Here is an 18,078-nt window from a genome sequence, read left to right as displayed (position 1 = left end):
ACAGGAGTGTCCAATGAACAAGCGCATCCTCGACCGACTGTTGCTGCTGATCCTGCTGCTGTGCCCTACGCTGGTCGCCCAGGCGGACGACAGCGCCGTCTACTTCACCATGGGGGTGCACAACTCCCTGGGCTGCGATGCGAGCAACGGCAATTGCATCGCCAAGCGCGCACCGAGCGACCCGTCCGATCCGTTCTTTCCGGCGTACTGGATCAGCGACTGGACCATGTACCGGGTCATGCGCAACTACCAGAACAACCCGCCGCCCTACAGCAACCCGCCCGCCACCCTGAGTCCGGCGGACTACACGGTCTCTCGCGGCACCAGCTACTACGACACCACCTACATTCCGCCGAACGGCGACGGCTTCGGCGCCATGATGGAGCACTACGAGAAGTACTGCCTGCCGATCTTCCCGATCCGCAACAACAATTACACCTGCTCGTTCGTCTCGCTGGGCAACAAGGCGTACTTCCTGACCTACCCACAGGACCGCCCCAAGGACATGCCGGCCTGCTGCCTGTTCTCGCCGATGAACCATCCGCCGCGCCAGGACTTCATCAAGCACCTGCCCTACAGCGCCGCGCGCAGCCAGCACCTGGGCGCCAGCGTGCAGGCCTACGCCCTGGACCTGGACTCGCCCCAGGGGCCGATCCTGTTCGGTTATGCCTTCTACCGCAAAGCCTCGGGACAACCGCCCTACCGGCAACCGCAGTCGTTCTACTTTTCCGGGGACGCCAGCGTCGCCAATGCGCCGATCGTCAGCCAGAACTACACCGGTTTTCGCATGGTCAAGCCCGACCCGGCCCAGACCTGGGCGCGTGTCGGCGCCATGTGCCCGGCAAACCCGCCGCCCTGCCAGCTGTTCGAGCCACCCGCCGCGCAAAGCAACGGCCACAAGGCGCAGTGGAACCAGCTGATGCAACGCAAACCTTGAGCCATGCGAGGGATCGCCATGAAACCGATGATGCGTTTTTCCGTGCTGCTGCTGGGCCTGGCCTGCCTGCCGGCGCTGGCCAGGGAACAGGCCTTGCCAGCGCCCCTGGCCACCCAGCTCAACTGCCAGCCACCGGCCAATGCGCCGGCCCCCACGGCCGGCCAGGCGCAGTTCGACCAGTACAGCTGGCAACTGTTCATTGCCCTGAACTGGCCCGCCCAGGACCGCCGACGCGGCAATCCGGACTGCACCCGGCAACCCGGGGACGCCGGCTACACCGTCTGGCAGACCTACAAGACCGTTGACGAGATCTTCCTGCCAGGCGGCGCCGATCCGGGCCCCTGGAACAGCCCGCTGGGCCCTCGAAGCCTGGGCATCATCAACATCGCCGCGCTGAAGAACAGCTCGCTGGTCAACGCCATCGACCAGGCCGTCGGCGGCTGGCTGATCGACCAGGCCGGCAACCCGACCTACTACGACATCTCGGCCAACGAGGCGTCCTACAACTACATCGTCGGCAACCGCTTCTATAACGCCGATATCGTCTCCCGGGCGCGCAACATCCAGTTCCCCTACGGGGTCATCGAGATCAAGTCGAGCTGGCGCATCCTCGGACCCCGGGACAACGCCAGCCGCTACCTGACCATGCTGGCGCGGATCGCCACCTTCGACGACCAGGGCCGGCGCAACGGGGTCACCGAAGCCTTCCTCGGGCTGGTGGGCCTGCACGTCATCACCAAGGCCAAGGGTTATCCGCAGTGGATCTGGTCGACCTTCGAGCAGGTCGACAACGTGCCACCCAAGGCGCTGGTGAACGGCCAGTGGGTGGACCAGCCGGTGCCTGGCACCGCCTACGCCTACTTCAACCCCGCAGCGCCCGCCGCCAGCCTCAACCAGTCGCCCTGCAACTGGCAAACCCAGGGTACGCAGTTGGTCTGCGTGCCCCGTCCCGGCACCACCTTCAAGACCCCGAACCCGCTGAACCGGGTCACCCCGATCGCCGACGTCACCCAGCAGGTCAACGCCAGCTACCGCGCCGCTCCAGGGCTGCAACGCAGCGTGCTGAAGTACTACCAGCTGATCACCACCCAGCGTCCGCTGATGCCCGACAACCCCGGCAACCCGCTGGGCCAGCCGACGCCCGCGTTGTCGGCCAACGTCACCATGGAAAGCTACATCCAGCCCAACAGCAGCTGCATGAACTGCCACTCCATGGCGACGCCGGTGAAGAGCCCCTACAAGTCCGACTACTCCTACCTGTTCAAATTCGCCCATTCCCCCCTGGGCAAACCCATCAAGGACGAGGATTGAACCATGAGCATCCTGAATGGCCCGCGCCTGAACTTCTGGGGTGGCATCCGTACCGATGTCAGCCTGCCGAACAACTCGCCCACCATTCCCTACGAGGGCAACGATGAGTGGCCGATCTTCGACCTGACCACCTCGACCCTGGCCCCGGGTGCCCAGTCCTTCACCGACGATCAGTTGAACGCGATGCTCAATGCCCCGACGGGTGATTACTACACCGCCGGCGGCTGGAACCACTACGGGCAGCATGTCGTCGACCTGCAGAACGCCTTGATCAGCTCCCAGGGCAGCCCGGGCAATGTCGGCACCACCGGCGACCTGGTGGGGCAGCCGGTGTACCTGCTCGGCTCGGTGGACCCGGTGACCGGGCAGGCGCCGGTCTCCGGGCCGATGATGGTGGACCTGGACCCGACCTCGACCACCACCACGCAGATATTCGTCGGTGGCCTGCAGATCGGCGCCAGCAGCAATATCCAGCTGCTGATCCACGGCAACACCGTCTGCAGCAGCCTGGATGTGAAGAAGCGCGTGCTCCTGCCCACGTCCATGGATGCACCAGGCTCGTTCCGCCTGAGCGGCACCTTTCAGCTGACCTTCCCGCTCACCAGCATCGTCAGCTGGAACCGCAACAGCCCGGGCCTGCGGGCGATCATCCAGGCGCCCGGAGCAACCGGGATCGTGCTGCGCTTCGTGATGTTCGAGATGTGCCCGGCCATGACCACCGCGCAACTGGACGCCGACTATGCCGCCGGTCGCTATACCCCCAACCCGAGCATCGGCCGGGTCATCGGCACCCTGGCCCCGGCCTTCGCCAATGAACCGCTCAATTGCCAGGCCGGTCGCCAGCTGGTGAACCAGAGCACCGGCAGTACGGCCTATGCCGAGCTGGGCGACAATGGCCTGCTGAGCGTCGACATGGTCAACCTGATTCCGAAGCAGACCTTCAGGGCCGTGCGCGATGACATCACCAGCCCCATTGGGCCCAACGCCAACTACGGGCCGGTCACCCTGACCGCCGGCGCGGTTCCCTTGGCCACCCTCGACCCGAACAGCAATCCGCTGTTCAACTACTACGTGTATGGCGGTATCGTCGACCTGCCGCTCAACCCCAGCCAGCAACAGGCAGCGAAATCCTCGGTCCTGCACGTCGATGCGCCCGGCGCGGTCGCCGGGACCCTGCTGCATGCGTGCGAGTCGGTCTATCGGGTCTACGCCGACCAGCGCAATGTCTACACCGAGGACTACCCCAATGGCCTGTCGATCACGTTGCAGGTCCGCTACCTGGGCGGTCCGGTGACCACGCCCTGCAAGATCAACCTTGGCACCGCGCCCTCGGGCCCGTCATACGGCTCGCCGCAGAACTGGGACTTCCTCGATGTTCCCGACTCGCTGCCCGTCAATCCCGGCCAGCTCACGGTCAGCGTGCCCGTCAAGGTCAGGCCCGGCACCGCTGGGCAGGCCGGTTTCGTCGCCCTGAGCTACAGCGTCAACGGCCTGGCCGCCGGCGGCTACTTCACCAATTTCCGCAAATTCGCCCAGACCGACTTCGGCATCCCCAGGGGTAGCCGTGTCACCTGGCAGCAGGTGTACCCCAACGTGCTGCGGTTCCACTACCTGGCCTTCCCCGCCATGTCCCGCTACGTCCCGCTGAACCAGCCCGACGCGATCATGGCCGCCAAGGCGCCGATCCTCGCCCGCACCGCGGACGCCTACAAGAACACCACGCTGTTCATGCCGGTGGTGCGCTCGATGTCGCCCAGCCAGCGGGCGCTGCTGCGTGCCTATCTGACCGGTGAGCCTTGGCAGCCGCCACAGCAGCCGCACTGACCTATTGTTCACGGAGAGCTCCCATGCCTGTGCTTGTCCCGATACATCCTGAGGAAACCCTGCGGTCCAGCACGTTCATCGCCGAGGGCCTGCTCAACCCCCGCGGCGTCTGCCTGCAGGCCGATGGCAGCCTGCTGCTGGCAGAAGCCGGCTCGGGCCTGGCCGCACAGGCCTTCAGCGGCCGCATCAGCCGGCTGCGACCGGACCCGCGCGCCCCCGGCGCCTACCTGCCTCGGGAAACCGTGGCCCAAGGCTTTCGCGCCATGAACATGCAGGCACGCATGTGGCGCGACGAAATCATGGGCCTGTCTGACATCGCCTGCGGTGATGGCCGTTGCCTGGCCAGCCAGACCGACTACGTCGGCGGCTCGCGGCTGCTGGACCTGCGGTTCACGCCGCCCGAGCCGGTGTTTCACAGCCACGGCAACCTCAATGCGCTGTGCTACCACCCGACCCGTCGCAGCTGGCTGGCGGTGAAGCCCGACAGCAACCAGCTGGTGGAGTTCGCCGACGGCCAGCAGGAGCATGTGCTGGTGGCATTGCCCGAACTGGACCAAGGCCAGGAGGCCGTGCCTGTCACGCTGGTGTACGAGCCGGCCACCGACGCGGTGCTGATCAGCCTGTTCTCCGGCGAGCTGCACGATGATCCAGGTCGCCGGGGCATCGACTTCGCCGACAAGGCAGGCCAGGTGATCCGGGTTTGGCCGGACAGTGGCCGGATCGACATCGTGATCGCTGGCCTGCAGCTGCCCACCGGCCTGGCGTTGGACCGCGACGGCAACCTGCTGGTGCTGGAGCTCTGCGACAGCCTGCAGCAACCCTTGACGCCCGACTGGCAAGGCGAACCGCGGCATGGCGGTTTTACCCGTTTCAGCGGGCGGCTCCTGCATTGCAATCTGCAAACGCAGCAGGTGACCGTGCTAGCCCGTGACCTGGACACCCCTTCCAACTTGTGCCTGGTAAAGGATGCGGTGCTGGTAAGCGAAGGCATGGGGCTGGTGGGGCGGGCACTGCCGACACCGGGAGGCGAGGTGGTGCCGTTGACTGGCAGGCTTCGGCGGGTGCAGTTGCAAGTGGCTGCATCGGCCTCCTGAGCGCGGCCGATTGACCGCTGTATCTCAGGCTCCATCCTGAGCCTGAGATACAGTGCCATGTGATCTTCGAGCCTCAGTGACGCACCGCACGAAAGCGTTCGACGTCGAGCATGCGCGGGCACGATGCGTCAGGAAGACGGAGCGCTTTTAAATCATACTATTTAGCGAAAATATCGTACAAAACCTGCACGTAGGCCTGAAATATATGATCAAAAGTGCTTTCATACATGGCACGTAGTACACAATCCATTCTGCAAGAACACCTGCGCCATCAGCATGGAAGGCGGCAACGTGAACGCCGCCTACCGCCTGGCCGCGATCACCGGACCGGACGTGCTGCTGGCCATCGCCGACTCCCCGGCCTCGCCGCTAAGGCCTGGTGGCCGGGGTCATGGCGCGCAACAAGGAGGCGGTGAAACTGGCCACCAACCTCACTGAAAGCGTGATGTCGTATTTGCATGTGCCAGGCGACAAGTTCACCAGAAAGTAAGCCGCGCCGGGCAGCATGGTCGTCGTGCGGGAGCGGACGTACCGGTTGGCCCGATACATCCGTTTTTGCAGCTTCAAATCAAAGGACCTGCGCAGCAATGGCCGTTCAGTCCTTGAGCTTCGCCGCCAACTCCCGGACCCGCTCGAGGTCGGCCTTGGCCACCTTGGCCAGGCCAGCCCCGTAGTCCGCATCCGCCTTGTAGAAGAACGACAGCATGATGTAGCGGCTCTGCTCGTCCGCCGTCGCCAGTGCCTGGCCGAGGCTGTTGATCAGGTCGGTCTGGTCCTTCTTGCCGTAGGAACGGAACAGCTCGCCCGCCTGCTTGAAGTTCTGCTCGCGCTGGATCTTCGCCTGCTGGGTGCTGCCGCTCAGCGGGGTCTGCACATAACGCGCGTCGGCCTGCTCGTCACGCGGCTGGCGGCGGCTCGGCTGGTAGTTCACGCCGCTGTCGGTGTGCCCGGCGTTCATCGCGCCATCCTGGTTGACGGTGTTGACCTCGGCACGCGGGCGGTTCACCGGCAGGCTCAGGCCATTGGCGCCGATACGGTACATCTGGGTATCGGCGTAGGCGAACAGGCGCCCCTGGAGCAGGCGATCCTCGGATGGCTCGATGCCCGGCACCAGGTTCGACGGCGCCATGGCCACCTGCTCAGTCTCCTGGAAGAAGTTGTCGACGTTGCGGTCGAGCACCATCTGGCCGATCTTGCGCTCCGGCACGTCGGGCCAGATCTTGGTCGCGTCCAGCGGGTCGAAGTCGAACTTGGCCAGCTCCTCGGGCTTGAGCACCTGGATGTACAGGTCCCATTTCGGCAGCTTGCCCTGGTTGATCGCACTGACCAGGTCGTGGGTCATATGGCTGTAGTCGCGACTCTGGACCTCGGCGACCTGTTTCGGGTCGAGGTTCTTCTGCCCTTGCAGGCTCTTCCAGTGGAACTTGACGTAGTGCACCTGGCCCTTGGCGTTGACCAGCTTGTAGGCGTGCACGCTGTTGCCGTCCATCTCGCGGTAGCTGGCCGGCGTGCCTTCGTTGGAGTACAGCAGGGTCAGGGTGCGGGTGGCTTCCGGTACATGGGAGAAGAAGTCGAAGCGGCGCGAATCGTCATCGAGGTTGTTGCGCGGGTCCGGCTTGAAGGCGTGGACCATGTCCGGGAACTTGATCGCGTCGCGGATGAAGAAGGTCGGGAAGTTGTTGCCGACCAGGTCCCAATTGCCGTCGGCGGTGTAGAACTTGGTGGCGAAGCCGCGCGGGTCACGCAGGGTTTCCGGCGAGTGGTTGCCGTGCACCACCGAGGAAAAGCGCACGAACACCGGGGTCTTCTCGCCGGGGCGGAACACCTTGGCCATGCTCAGGTCGCTGATGTCGGCACTGGCGGTGAACTGGCCATGGGCGCCGGTGCCGCGAGCATGCACCACGCGCTCGGGAATGCGCTCACGGTCGAAACGCTGCAGCTTCTGCAGCAGCTGCACGTCCTGCAGCAGCACCGAGCCGTTGGGGCCGGCGGTCTGCGAATTCTGGTTGTCGCCCACCGGCGCGCCGTTGTCACGGGTCAGGGTGGCGGCCTGCACGGACAGCGACAGCAGACTGGCGGCGAGGCTGCCCGCCACCAGCAGGCGACCGGGTTGGAACAGCTTGAGCAAAGGGATCATGGGGTACTCCTAAGGGTTCTTTTCAGGCGTCTTGATGCGCCTCGAAAAGGGTAAGGAGCCTGTCACCGATCACTAAATTGATCCTGCTCATCAGGGCAATGGGTAATTTCAATCCTGTTTTTTATTCGTGAATGCTATAGGCAGGCAAAGCAGGCCTGGCCAAGTTCGCTAGAAGTCCACCTTGCCGCGCCCCGCCTTGATCGTGCCGCGCCTGGACTTCGAATCGAGGCGGCGGGCCTTCGAACCGAGGGTCGGCTTGGTCGGCCGGCGCTTCTTCTCGACCTTGCCGGCACCGATGATCAGCTCGGCCAGACGCTCCAGCGCGTCCGTGCGGTTCTGTTCCTGGGTACGGTACTGCTGGGCCTTGATGATCAGCACGCCATCACCGGTAATGCGGCTGTCGCGCAGCGCCAGCAGCCGCTCCTTGTAGAACGCGGGCAGCGACGAGGCCGGAATGTCGAAGCGCAGGTGCACGGCGCTGGAGACCTTGTTGACGTTCTGCCCGCCGGCGCCCTGGGCGCGGATGTAGGTCAGTTCGATCTCGGCATCCGGCAGATGCACGTTGTTGGAGATGGTCAGCATGGTGCGCCTCTAGTGATAGCGCGGCCATTATCGCATCTCCTTGGCGCCCTGGGGTGTCAGGCCTGTGCCATGCGCCGCCGGTACTGCCTGGCGCGAATGGCATCGGTCCATTGCTGGCGCAGCAGTGCCCACCAAGGCGAAACCCCGGGTTCGGGCGCCTTGGCCTCGCTTAGCCTGCGCAGCTGGAACTTGACCATGGCCATGTTGCCCAGCGAAGCCAGCGCCTTGTTCTTCCAGGTGATCGGGCGCAGTTCCGGCACCACGACCTGCCCCGCCTGCCACGCACGGGGCAAGGCCGGCGCGATGGCCAGGGCGGTGCCGATGCCGACCATCTCGACGCCGCTCTGCATCACCTGCTCGGCAACCGGTCGACGGCGAATACCGCCGGTGACCATCACCGGCATCTTCGCCACCGTGCGGATGTCCCGGGCGAACTCCAGGAAGTACGCTTCACGCGCAAGCGTGCGGCCATCCCGGGCCTGGCCCTGCATCGCCGGCGCCTCGTAGCTGCCACCGGACAGCTCCACCAGGTCGACCGCCAGCTCATTGAGCAGGCGCACCACCTGCCGGGCATCGTCAGCACTGAAGCCGCCGCGCTGGAAGTCCGCCGAGTTGAGCTTGACCGCCACGGCAAAGCCCGGCGACACCACCGCGCGCACCGCCTTGACGATCTCCAGAAGCAGCCGCGCGCGGTTGTCCAGGGAGCCGCCCCACTGGTCGGTGCGCTGGTTGCTCAGCGGCGAAAGGAACTGGCTGAGCAGGTAGCCATGGGCCGCGTGGATCTGCACGCCGCTGAAGCCGGCCTGCTCGGCAAGCCACGCGGAGTTGGCGAAGCGCCGGATCACCTCGTCTATCATCTCCGGGGGCATCGCCCGCGGGGTGGCGAAATGCCTGGACATGTTGCCCAGGTCCAACGCCACGGCCGAGGGGGCCCAGGTCTGCTGCCCGAGGCTCGCCGGCATCTGCCGGCCGGGGTGGTTGATCTGCAACCAGAACTGCGCCCCCTTCGAGCGGCCAACGGCGGCCCACTGGCGAAAACGCTCCAAGTGCCGGTCATCCTCCAGCACCACGCCGCCGGGGCCGGTCATGGCGCGCTGGTCGACCATGACGTTGCCGCTGATGAGCAGTCCGGCGCCACCCTGCGCCCAGGCCTGGTACAGGCGCATCAGCCGATCCGATGGCGCATGGTCGGCATCGGCCATGTTTTCCTCCATGGCGGCCTTGGCGATGCGGTTGGGGACGACCGCGCCATTGGGCAGGGTCAGGGGGGAGAACACGTCCATCGGCAATACCTCGAGAAAGTGGCGTTGCGCAGACGTTAGCCTTGAAGCCAACTTTAAGGTCAAGCCCTGGATTGGCGAACATTTGAGCATTGACTCTCAAGTTGGGTTGAACGTTAGGGTGATTGCGCAGTGACTGCCTCTACCCACCCCTGGAGATACCGCACCGTGAAACTCGCAAGCGCAACCGCCTTGGCCAGTGCCCTGCTGATGCCCGTCGCCTACGCCGCCAATGGCCTCCCTGAACACGCCGAAACCACGCAGATCGACATTGCAGGGCGCTCGGTGCCGGTGCTCAAGGGCGGGCTGTACGACCGCTACCGTTCCAACCCGCCGCTGGCCGTGATCCAGGCCGAGGCGCCGGGCATCGACCTGAGCTGGTTCAAGGGCCTGGAAAAGACCCGAGTCGACATGGGCTTTACCTCCTATTCGCCGAACTTCTACTACAGGAACAGCCGCGTCACCGCCGTCTATACCGCCGACCTGGACCGCCTGCGCGCCCTGATGCCCGCCGAAGTGCTGGAACACGTGCAGCCGTTGCAGGTGTGGCCGGGGCGCGGGCTGGTGGCGTTTACCGCCTACACCTATGACTACTGCGACAACGACAGCTACAACGAGATCGCCCTGTCGATCATCACCAGCAAACCCGGCAAGGCGAATCTCGGGCCCTTCTCCCTGATCGGCCAGTCGATGTCCAAGGATTTCTGGGGTTATGTGCTCAAGCTGCCGGTCAATACCGAGCTGGCGCGGGTGCGCGGCGTGGTGGGCTACAACCTGCCCAAGTGGCTGACCGCGATCGACCGCCGCGAGGATGCGCGGGCTGTGATCTACGACATTGGCGATGCGCAGAGTGGCAAGGTGGATGTGATCTTCAGGGCGAAGAAGCTCGACGGGCTGTCCGATGAACCGGGCCTGGTGACCAACAGTTTCACCAACCTCGACCACCAGGGCCAGCTGGCCTACGGCTATGCCACCTCGCGCCAGACCCTGCATGCCTCGAGCATGAGCGGGGATTCGGCGCAGCTGGTGCTGGGGGATGGCGAGCTGTCGCGCTATATCCGCGATCTGCGGCTGGGGCGGATGGTCAAGTACGAGTACGTACCCGAGTTCCAGAGCGCGTTGTATGCGCCCAAGCCGTTGGCGGCGCTGGCCTCGGGCGACTGAGACGGAACTGACGGTGATCGCCTCATGTAGGAGATTCCTCAGCCCTGCGGACTACGCTGTCGCGCAGGGAACTGTTATCCCTGTGGGAGCGGCCTTGCGTCGCGAAAGGGCGCGCAGCGACCCCAGGTTCTGAGCCACCATCAAAATTGCCGGGGCTGCTGCGCAGCCCTTTCGCGACGCAAGGCCGCTCCCACAAGGATCGCGCCAGAATCTAAAAATTGAGCAAGACAGTTGCTCCCACAGGGATGACAGCTCCCTGCGCGACAGCGCAGCCCAAAGGGCTGGGCGAGCGCCTAAACGTCAGTAGCTCGCCGCGCCTTGTCCTGGGCGAGCTCCTCGCGCAACCGCTCCAGCACCCGTTGCGAATTGTCCACGCAAGGCATGCCCTCGGGCTTGCTCTCGATCCCCTCGATCACCAGCAGCAGCTGCGCCTTGTTGCGCGCCAGGCGCTCCTGCAGCCGCTCGATCTCCTCGACCTTGCGCTTGAGCCCGCCCAGCAGTTCGTCATGCTGCCAGCCCTTGGCCTTGGCCGGCAGCAGCTGGCGGATTTCCTCCAGCGAGAATCCCGCAGCCTGGGCGTTAGTGATCATTTCCAGCACCCACACCGCGTCGGCGTCGTAGTCGCGATAACCATTGGCCTTGCGTTCGACCGAGCTGATCAGCCCGCTGGCCTCGTAAAAACGGATACGCGACGCAGCCAACCCTGTGAGTTTGGCCAGCTCTCCTATTCTCATGCGGCACCTTTGAAATTGTATTGACCTTCAAGCGCACTTTAATCCTAGAGTTGTCCGGTGGCCAAGTGAACCGTCACCGGCCTGCCCGCTCCACACCCTGGAAAAAGGAGAAGCACAATGGGATACGTCACAAGCAAAGACGGTGTCGAAATCTTCTACAAGGACTGGGGGCCGCGTAACGCCCAGGTGATTTTCTTCCACCACGGCTGGCCGCTCAGCGCCGATGACTGGGACGCCCAGCTGCTGTTCTTCGTCGCCGAAGGCTATCGCGTGGTCGCCCACGACCGCCGTGGCCATGGCCGCTCAAGCCAAGTCTGGGATGGCCACGACATGGACCACTACGCCGACGATGTGGCCGCAGTGGTCAAGCACCTGGGCGTCGAGGGCGCGATCCATGTCGGCCACTCCACCGGCGGCGGCGAGGTGATCCACTACATGGCCCGCCATCCCGAAGACAAGGTGCCCAAGGCCGCGATCATCGCTGCGGTTCCTCCCTTGATGGTCAAGACCGACAGCAACCCCGGCGGGCTGCCCAAGTCGGTATTCGATGACCTGCAGGCCCAGCTCAAGGCCAACCGGGCGCAGTTCTATCACGACATTCCGGCGGGTCCGTTCTACGGCTACAACCGCCCCGGAGCCAAGGCGGACCAGGGGGTGATCCTCAACTGGTGGCGCCAGGGCATGATGGGTGGCGCCCAGGCGCACTACGACGGCATTGTCGCATTCTCCCAGACGGACTTCACCGAGTCGCTGAAGAAAGTCAACGTCCCGGTGCTGGTGATGCATGGTGACGACGACCAGATCGTGCCCTACGACAATTCAGGGCCACTGTCGGCCAAGTTGCTGCCCCAGGGCATCCTGAAGACCTACAAGGGCTACCCCCACGGCATGCCGACCACCCACGCGCAAGTCATCAACCAGGATCTGCTGGCGTTCTTCCGCGCCTAACCGACGGGTCAACGTCCGACGTCGATCCTGAGATCGGACGTTGGCCCGAATGAACCTGTCCCGTCTCCCGACGCTCTGAGCTTTTAACCCCCAAGGCCAAGGTGCGCCATGGAGCTGATCGTCGCCCGCCCCGAGGGCCTGTACTGCCCTCCCGGTGATTTCTACATCGACCCGTGGCGCCCGGTGGACCGGGCGGTCATCACCCATGCCCATGGCGACCATGCCCACCGGGGCAATCGTCACTACCTGGCAGCCGCGCCCGGCGCGGGCATACTGCGCGCCCGACTGGGCGAGGACATCGACCTGCAGACCCTGCCCTACGGCGCCCGCCTGGAGCACCGTGGCGTTACCCTGAGCCTGCAACCCGGCCGGCCATGTGCTCGGCTCGGCCCAGGTGCGCCTGGAGTACCATGGCGAAGTATGGGTCGCCTCGGGCGACTACAAGGTCGAAGCGGACGGTACCTGCGAGCCCTTCGAGCCGGTGCGCTGCCACACCTTCATCAGCGAATCGACCTTCGGCCTGCCGATCTATCGCTGGCAAGCCCAAGCCCGCCTGTTCGCCGACATCGATGCCTGGTGGCGCGCCAATGCCGCCGCCGGACGCGCCAGCGTGCTGTTCGCCTATGCCTTCGGCAAGGCACAGCGAGTTCTGCATGGCATCGATGCCAGTATCGGCCCGCTGCTGGTGCACGGCGCCGTCGAACCGCTGAACCGTGTCTACCGCGAGGCCGGCATACACCTGCCCGATACCTTGTCCGCCACCGCGACCACCCGGGGGGATCCGCTGCTGCGCCAGGCATTGGTGCTCGCCCCGCCGTCGGCCGCCGGCAGCACCTGGCTGCGACGGTTTGGCGACTACAGCGATGGATTCGCCAGCGGCTGGATGCTGCTGCGCGGCGCCCGGAGGCGGCGCGGCGTGGACCGCGGCTTCGTGCTCTCCGACCATGCCGACTGGCCCGGCCTGCTCTGGGCCATCGAGCAGAGCGGGGCCGAACGGGTGATGGTCACCCACGGCCAGGTCAACGTGCTGGTCCGTTACCTCGGTGAACGTGGCTTGGATGCCCGCGCCTTCCAGACCGAGTACGGCGAGGAAGACGACACTGGGGAGGCGCCGGTGCCATGAAAGCCTTCGCCGACCTCTACACCCGGCTCGACGCCACGACTTCGAGCAATGCCAAGCTTGCCGCGCTTCAGCTATACTTCGCCAGCGCCCCACCGGCCGACGCCGCCTGGGCGGTTTACTTCCTGGCCGGCGGACGCCCGCGGCAAGTGGTGCCGACCCGTCTGCTGCGCGAGCTGGCCATTCAGCGCTGCCAGTTGCCCGAGTGGCTGTTCGAGGAAAGTTACCAGGCGGTCGGCGACCTGGCCGAAACAATCTCGCTGCTGTTGCCCGAGTCGCCTCAGGCTTCGGAGCACAGCCTGGTATGGTGGCTGGAGCAGTTGCTGCCGCTACGCGGGCTGCCTCCGCAAGCACTGGGCGAACGCCTGCAGCAGCTTTGGGCGCTGCTTGACCGCCAGGGCCTGATGGTCAGCCTGAAGCTGCTCACCGGCGCGTTTCGCGTCGGCGTCTCGAAACTGCTGGTGACCCGGGCGCTGGCCAGCCTGGCCGGGGTCGACGCCAAGCGCGTGGCGCAGCGCATGGTGGGCTATACCGACCTTTCGCACCGGCCGACGCCGCAGCGCTACCTGGCCCTGATTGCCCCTGAATCCCACGAGGAGCACGCCCAGCGTGGCGGCCAACCCTACCCGTTCTTCCTGGCGCACCCGCTGCAGGAGCCGGTCGAGCGGTTCGAGGCCTTGCTCGGACCTGCCCAGGATTGGCTGGTGGAATGGAAATGGGACGGTATCCGCGCCCAGCTGATCAAGCGCGACGGGCGTGGCTGGCTCTGGTCGCGCGGCGAGGAGCTGATCACCGAGCGTTTTCCCGAGCTTGCCAACCTGGCCGCCGCGCTGCCCGAAGGCACGGTGCTCGATGGCGAACTGGTGATCTGCAAGGACGCCGTCGGCGACGGGTTCGGCGTGCAGCCGTTCGCCTTGCTGCAGCAACGCATCGGCCGCAAGACGCTCGGCAGGAAGCTGCTAGAGGAGTTGCCGGCAGCCCTGCTGGCCTATGACCTGCTGGAATGGCAAGGCCAGGATTGGCGCAACCGCAGCCAGGATCAACGTCGGGCACAGCTGGAACAACTCGTCGACGAAGTCGGCGACGCGCATTTGCGCCTGTCGCCCAGGCTGGGTGGCGAAGACTGGCTGGCGCTGGCCCGTCAGCGCGAGTCCTCCCGTCAGCTCGGCGTCGAAGGCATGATGCTCAAGCGCCGCGATTCGCTGTACGGCGTCGGGCGCACCCGCGACCTCGGCGTGTGGTGGAAATGGAAGATCGACCCGTTCAGCGTCGATGCGGTGCTGATCTACGCCCAGCGTGGCCATGGTCGCCGCGCCAGCCTGTACAGCGACTACACCTTCGCGGTGTGGGACGACAGCGCCCCGGGCGAGCGCGTCCTGGTTCCGTTCGCCAAGGCCTATTCCGGCCTCACCGACGATGAAATGCGCAAGGTCGATGCGATCATTCGCAAGACCACCGTGGAGAAGTTCGGGCCGGTGCGCAGTGTCACGCCGACCCTGGTGTTCGAACTGGGCTTCGAAGGCATCTCCCTGTCCAGGCGCCACAAGAGCGGCATTGCGGTGCGCTTCCCGCGCATGCTGCGCTGGCGCACCGACAAGACCATAGAACAGGCCGACACCTTGGCCACGCTGCAGGGGCTGCTCTGATGGTGACGGCGAAACGGCCACGGCCTTCGTCGACCTGGTTCGCCGAGCGAGGCTGGAAACCCTTCGCCTTCCAGAAGGAGGTCTGGCAGGCCGTCGATCAGGGCGAGTCGGGCCTGCTGCATGCCGCCACCGGTGCCGGCAAGACCTACGCGGTATGGTTCGCCGCGCTGGATCGCTTCGTCCAGCCAGCGGCGCTGACAACGCGTGGGGCCAGGAAACCAGCCTTGGCCCCGCTGACGGTACTGTGGATCACGCCGATGCGCGCGCTGGCTGCCGATACGGCAAAAGCCCTCCAGGCGCCCCTTGATGCGCTCGGAATAGACTGGCGCGTCGGCTTGCGCACCGGCGATACCGGTAGCGCCGAACGTGCGCGTCAGGGACGGCGACTGCCCAGCGCCCTGGTCACCACACCGGAAAGCCTGACCCTGCTGCTGACCCAGGCCAGTGCCCGCGAAGCCTTCGCCAGCCTGCGCATGGTGGTGGTCGATGAATGGCACGAACTGCTGGGCAACAAGCGCGGTGTGCAGTTGCAGCTGGCACTCGCCCGTCTGCGCCGCTGGCAACCTGGCCTGCTGGTCTGGGGGTTGTCGGCCACGCTCGGCAATTTGCAACACGCCCGGCAGGTGCTGATGCCCGCCGGCCGGCTGGTGCAAGGCCGCACCGCCAAGGACCTGCGCATCGACACCCTGCTGCCGGCTGTGTTCGAGCGCTTTCCCTGGGCCGGCCACCTGGGTCTGCGCATGCTCGGACAGGTCATCGCCGAGCTGGAGGGCAGCGCCACCACGCTGGTGTTCACCAACACGCGCTCGCAGGCGGAAAACTGGTACCAGGCGCTGCTCGAGGCCCGCCCCGACTGGGCCGGGTTACTGGCTTTGCACCATGGTTCGCTGTCGCGCGAGGTGCGCGACTGGGTCGAGCAGGCCCTCAAGCTCGGCCAGTTGAAAGCGGTAGTGTGTACCTCAAGCCTGGACCTTGGAGTGGATTTCCTGCCGGTCGAACGGGTGCTGCAGATCGGCTCGGCCAAGGGCGTGGCGCGCCTGATGCAGCGCGCCGGGCGATCCGGTCACGCACCGGGGCGAGCGTCCCGGGCGACCCTGGTACCGACCCATGCCCTGGAGCTGCTGGAGGCCGCCGCCGCGCGCACTGCGGTGGCCGAAGGCAAGGTCGAGGCGCGCCAGGCGCCCGAGCATCCGCTGGACGTGCTGGTCCAGCACCTGGTGAGCATGGCGCTTGGCGATGGGTTTCATGCCCAAGAGCTGCTCGCTGAGGTGCGCGAAGCCTGGTCGTACCGGGCGTTGACCGACGCCCAGTGGCAGTGGGCGCTGGCGTTCATCCGCCATGGCGGCCATTCGCTCACCGCCTACCCTGACTTTCGCCGTGCCGAGCCGGACGCCAGCGGCCTCTGGCAGGTACCCGACGCGCGGCTGGCGCGCCGTCACCGCATGAGCGTCGGTACCATCGTCAGCGACGCCAGCCTCACGGTGAAGTTCTGGGGCCGGGGCGGCAGCGGCTCGCTGGGCACCATCGAGGAAGGTTTCATTGCCCGCCTGCGCCCTGGGGATACTTTCCTGTTCGCCGGTCGCCCCCTGGAACTGGTGGAGGTGCGCGAAATGACGGTCTACGTGCGCCGCTCAACCCGCCGCAAAGCCGCCATTCCCCGCTGGAACGGCGGGCGCATGCCGCTTTCCGGCGAGCTGGCCGATGCCATGCTGGCCAAGCTGGATGCAGCGGACCAGGGCGTGTACGACGGCCCGGAAATGCAGCTGCTGCGCCCCCTGCTGCAGGTGCAGAAAGCCTGGTCGGCGTTGCCCGGCAAGGACACCTTGCTGGCGGAAACGTTGAAGTCGCGCGAGGGCTGGCACCTGTTCCTCTACCCCTTCGCCGGACGCTCGGTCCATCTGGGGCTCGCCAGCCTGCTGGCTTGGCGGCTGGCGCGAAATGTGCCCCTGAGTTTCTCGATCGCGGTCAACGACTACGGCCTGGAGCTGCTCTGTGCCAGCGCCATTGATTACGCCGAAGCCCTGACCCCAGCCTTGTTCGCCAGCGACGACCTGCTGCCTGAGGTGCTCGCCAGCCTTAACGCCGGCGAGCTGGCACGACGACGCTTTCGCGAAATTGCCCGGGTCGCCGGGCTGGTGTTCACCGGCTATCCCGGTGCGCCCAAGAGTGCCCGCCAGCTGCAGGCCTCGAGCGGGTTGTACTTCGATGTGTTCAGACAGCACGATCCGGACAACCTGTTGCTCACCCAGGCGCATCAGGAGGTACTCAGCCAGGAACTTGACGTAACGCGCCTGGACCAGACGCTGCAGCGCCTGCGCGGACTGCGCCTGCTGGTAAGGCCGCTACGGCGCGCGACACCGTTCGCCTTCCCGCTGCTGGTGGAGCGGTTCCGCGAAGGCCTCAGTTCGGAAAAACTGGCGGACCGCATCCAGCGCATGGTGGCCGAGCTGGAAGAGGCGGCCGGAGACGCGAGCGGCACGGGCACGGCCCTGGCGCCGCCACGGGTGGAATGTGCACAGCCTCGAGCCGCAGCCCAGAGGCGACACAAGGATGGCCGACCCCGGCCGAAACGTCAGGCACGGAACAACGAGCCATGACCCACCCCGTTCACCAGGTCGTACAGGTGGCCGGCAGCGAACTCTGGCTGCTCGCAGGCAAGGCAGTGTGGTGGCCTGAGCAACGTACCTTGCTGGTCGCCGACCTTCATCTGGGCAAGGCCGCCGGTTACCGGGCGCTGGGCCAGCCGGTGCCCAGTGGCACCACCGCTGAAAACCTGCAGCGTCTTGACACCCTGCTGAGCGGCTTCGCCTGTCGACAGCTGGTGCTGCTCGGTGACTTCCTGCACAGCGCGGCGGGGAGGACACCTCGCACACTGGCGGCGTTGGCCGAATGGCGCGGTCGCCATCCCACACTGCCGATGCTGCTGGTGCGCGGCAACCATGACCGACATGCCGGCGATCCACCTGCGCAGCTGGGCATCGAGGTCGTTCCCGAGCCCCTGCTGCTCGGGCCGTTCGCCCTGCAGCACGAGCCGATCCCGTTTCCAGGCCGTCACGTGCTGGCGGGCCATGTGCATCCTGCGTATCGCTTGCGTGGCCGGGGCCGACAGCAGGTGCGCCTGCCCTGTTTCAGCGTGAGCGAACACCTGACCCTGCTGCCAGCATTCGGCAGTTTCACCGGCGGCTTCACCGTGCAGGCAACTGTCGGGCAGCGGGTTTTCGTCATCGGCGACGGCGGGATCTGGGAAGCACCGTGAATAACCTTGGTGTGAAAAAGTGTCAACCGCGCGCCAACTTTAAAT

At 65.8% G+C, this 18,078-nt stretch carries 13 protein-coding genes and 2 pseudogenes; 11 read left to right on the top strand and 4 right to left on the bottom strand.

Going from position 1 to position 18,078, the window contains the following annotated elements:
- Nucleotides 1-13 precede the first annotated feature (13 nt).
- The 5 genes and pseudogenes from K5H97_RS13595 to K5H97_RS13575 all read left to right on the top strand — a co-directional run.
- Nucleotides 14-937 (top strand): hypothetical protein, encoded by a 924-nt coding sequence (locus tag K5H97_RS13595; RefSeq protein ID WP_028688803.1) that lies wholly within the window; start codon nt 14-16, stop codon nt 935-937.
- An 18-nt stretch (nt 938-955) separates the two neighbouring features.
- Nucleotides 956-2,248, top strand: a complete 1,293-nt coding sequence (locus K5H97_RS13590; RefSeq protein WP_028688802.1) for a hypothetical protein — start codon at nt 956-958, stop codon at nt 2,246-2,248.
- Nucleotides 2,249-2,251: 3 nt separating this feature from the next.
- A complete protein-coding gene (locus K5H97_RS13585) occupies nt 2,252-4,072 on the top strand; it encodes a hypothetical protein (RefSeq protein ID WP_028688801.1) in 1,821 nt (606 codons plus the stop codon).
- Between the two features lie 23 nt (nt 4,073-4,095).
- Nucleotides 4,096-5,166 carry a hypothetical protein gene (locus tag K5H97_RS13580; RefSeq protein WP_028688800.1) on the top strand — a complete coding sequence of 357 codons (1,071 nt, stop codon included), beginning with the start codon at nt 4,096-4,098 and terminating at the stop codon, nt 5,164-5,166.
- A gap of 246 nt (nt 5,167-5,412) precedes the next feature.
- Nucleotides 5,413-5,656, top strand: a pseudogene (locus K5H97_RS13575) (MurR/RpiR family transcriptional regulator); the annotation flags it as partial.
- A 105-nt stretch (nt 5,657-5,761) separates the two neighbouring features.
- On the opposite strand, the gene katB reads toward K5H97_RS13575, so the two are convergent.
- The 3 genes from katB to K5H97_RS13560 all read right to left on the bottom strand — a co-directional run bounded on the left by katB (nt 5,762) and on the right by K5H97_RS13560 (nt 9,168).
- Entirely contained in the window at nt 5,762-7,303 is a 1,542-nt protein-coding gene (gene katB, locus K5H97_RS13570) for a catalase KatB (RefSeq protein ID WP_028688799.1), read from the bottom strand.
- Nucleotides 7,304-7,471: 168 nt separating this feature from the next.
- Nucleotides 7,472-7,885, bottom strand: a complete 414-nt coding sequence (arfB, locus tag K5H97_RS13565; protein WP_028688798.1) for an alternative ribosome rescue aminoacyl-tRNA hydrolase ArfB — start codon at nt 7,883-7,885, stop codon at nt 7,472-7,474.
- 56 nt (nt 7,886-7,941) lie between these two features.
- The gene (locus K5H97_RS13560; protein WP_028688797.1) at nt 7,942-9,168 is read right to left on the bottom strand and encodes an NADH:flavin oxidoreductase/NADH oxidase family protein; all 1,227 of its coding nucleotides are present in this window, start codon (nt 9,166-9,168) and stop codon (nt 7,942-7,944) included.
- A gap of 207 nt (nt 9,169-9,375) precedes the next feature.
- Between K5H97_RS13560 and K5H97_RS13555 the strand changes: the two genes are divergently transcribed.
- Nucleotides 9,376-10,329, top strand: a complete 954-nt coding sequence (locus K5H97_RS13555; protein WP_051555617.1) for a hypothetical protein — start codon at nt 9,376-9,378, stop codon at nt 10,327-10,329.
- 293 nt (nt 10,330-10,622) lie between these two features.
- Here K5H97_RS13555 and K5H97_RS13550 read toward each other — a convergent pair whose 3' ends face one another.
- On the bottom strand, nt 10,623-11,063 hold the full coding sequence (locus K5H97_RS13550) for a MerR family transcriptional regulator (RefSeq protein ID WP_036985708.1): 441 nt from the start codon (nt 11,061-11,063) through the stop codon (nt 10,623-10,625).
- Nucleotides 11,064-11,180: 117 nt separating this feature from the next.
- Here K5H97_RS13550 and K5H97_RS13545 point away from each other — a divergent pair, with 117 nt between their 5' ends.
- The 5 genes and pseudogenes from K5H97_RS13545 to pdeM all read left to right on the top strand — a co-directional run bounded on the left by K5H97_RS13545 (nt 11,181) and on the right by pdeM (nt 18,033).
- Nucleotides 11,181-12,011, top strand: coding sequence for an alpha/beta fold hydrolase (locus tag K5H97_RS13545; protein ID WP_028688795.1), 831 nt, complete (start codon nt 11,181-11,183; stop codon nt 12,009-12,011).
- A 108-nt stretch (nt 12,012-12,119) separates the two neighbouring features.
- Nucleotides 12,120-13,134, top strand: a pseudogene (locus tag K5H97_RS13540) (ligase-associated DNA damage response exonuclease).
- A complete protein-coding gene (locus tag K5H97_RS13535) occupies nt 13,131-14,777 on the top strand; it encodes an ATP-dependent DNA ligase (RefSeq protein WP_028688794.1) in 1,647 nt (548 codons plus the stop codon). Before K5H97_RS13540 ends, K5H97_RS13535 begins: the two are co-directional and overlap by 4 nt.
- On the top strand, nt 14,777-17,374 hold the full coding sequence (locus K5H97_RS13530) for a ligase-associated DNA damage response DEXH box helicase (protein WP_051555608.1): 2,598 nt from the start codon (nt 14,777-14,779) through the stop codon (nt 17,372-17,374). Before K5H97_RS13535 ends, K5H97_RS13530 begins: the two co-directional genes overlap by 1 nt.
- Entirely contained in the window at nt 17,371-18,033 is a 663-nt protein-coding gene (gene pdeM, locus K5H97_RS13525) for a ligase-associated DNA damage response endonuclease PdeM (RefSeq protein WP_028688792.1), read from the top strand. Before K5H97_RS13530 ends, pdeM begins: the two co-directional genes overlap by 4 nt.
- Nucleotides 18,034-18,078 lie beyond the last annotated feature (45 nt).

This window comes from Pseudomonas mosselii, assembly GCF_019823065.1.
In the GTDB taxonomy this organism is placed as follows: domain Bacteria; phylum Pseudomonadota; class Gammaproteobacteria; order Pseudomonadales; family Pseudomonadaceae; genus Aquipseudomonas; species Aquipseudomonas mosselii.
This window is presented reverse-complemented; position numbering and strand designations above follow the sequence as displayed.

Coding starts and splice junctions, on each gene's coding strand:
- K5H97_RS13580 (WP_028688800.1), top strand. CDS start 4,096: ATGCCTGTGCTTGTCCCGATACATCCTGAGGAAACCCTGCGGTCCAGC.
- K5H97_RS13555 (WP_051555617.1), top strand. CDS start 9,376: ATGCCCGTCGCCTACGCCGCCAATGGCCTCCCTGAACACGCCGAAACC.
- K5H97_RS13535 (WP_028688794.1), top strand. CDS start 13,131: ATGAAAGCCTTCGCCGACCTCTACACCCGGCTCGACGCCACGACTTCG.
- pdeM (WP_028688792.1), top strand. CDS start 17,371: ATGACCCACCCCGTTCACCAGGTCGTACAGGTGGCCGGCAGCGAACTC.
- K5H97_RS13585 (WP_028688801.1), top strand. CDS start 2,252: ATGAGCATCCTGAATGGCCCGCGCCTGAACTTCTGGGGTGGCATCCGT.
- katB (WP_028688799.1), bottom strand. CDS start 7,303: ATGATCCCTTTGCTCAAGCTGTTCCAACCCGGTCGCCTGCTGGTGGCG.
- arfB (WP_028688798.1), bottom strand. CDS start 7,885: ATGCTGACCATCTCCAACAACGTGCATCTGCCGGATGCCGAGATCGAA.
- K5H97_RS13590 (WP_028688802.1), top strand. CDS start 956: ATGAAACCGATGATGCGTTTTTCCGTGCTGCTGCTGGGCCTGGCCTGC.
- K5H97_RS13530 (WP_051555608.1), top strand. CDS start 14,777: ATGGTGACGGCGAAACGGCCACGGCCTTCGTCGACCTGGTTCGCCGAG.
- K5H97_RS13595 (WP_028688803.1), top strand. CDS start 14: ATGAACAAGCGCATCCTCGACCGACTGTTGCTGCTGATCCTGCTGCTG.
- K5H97_RS13560 (WP_028688797.1), bottom strand. CDS start 9,168: ATGGACGTGTTCTCCCCCCTGACCCTGCCCAATGGCGCGGTCGTCCCC.
- K5H97_RS13545 (WP_028688795.1), top strand. CDS start 11,181: ATGGGATACGTCACAAGCAAAGACGGTGTCGAAATCTTCTACAAGGAC.
- K5H97_RS13550 (WP_036985708.1), bottom strand. CDS start 11,063: ATGAGAATAGGAGAGCTGGCCAAACTCACAGGGTTGGCTGCGTCGCGT.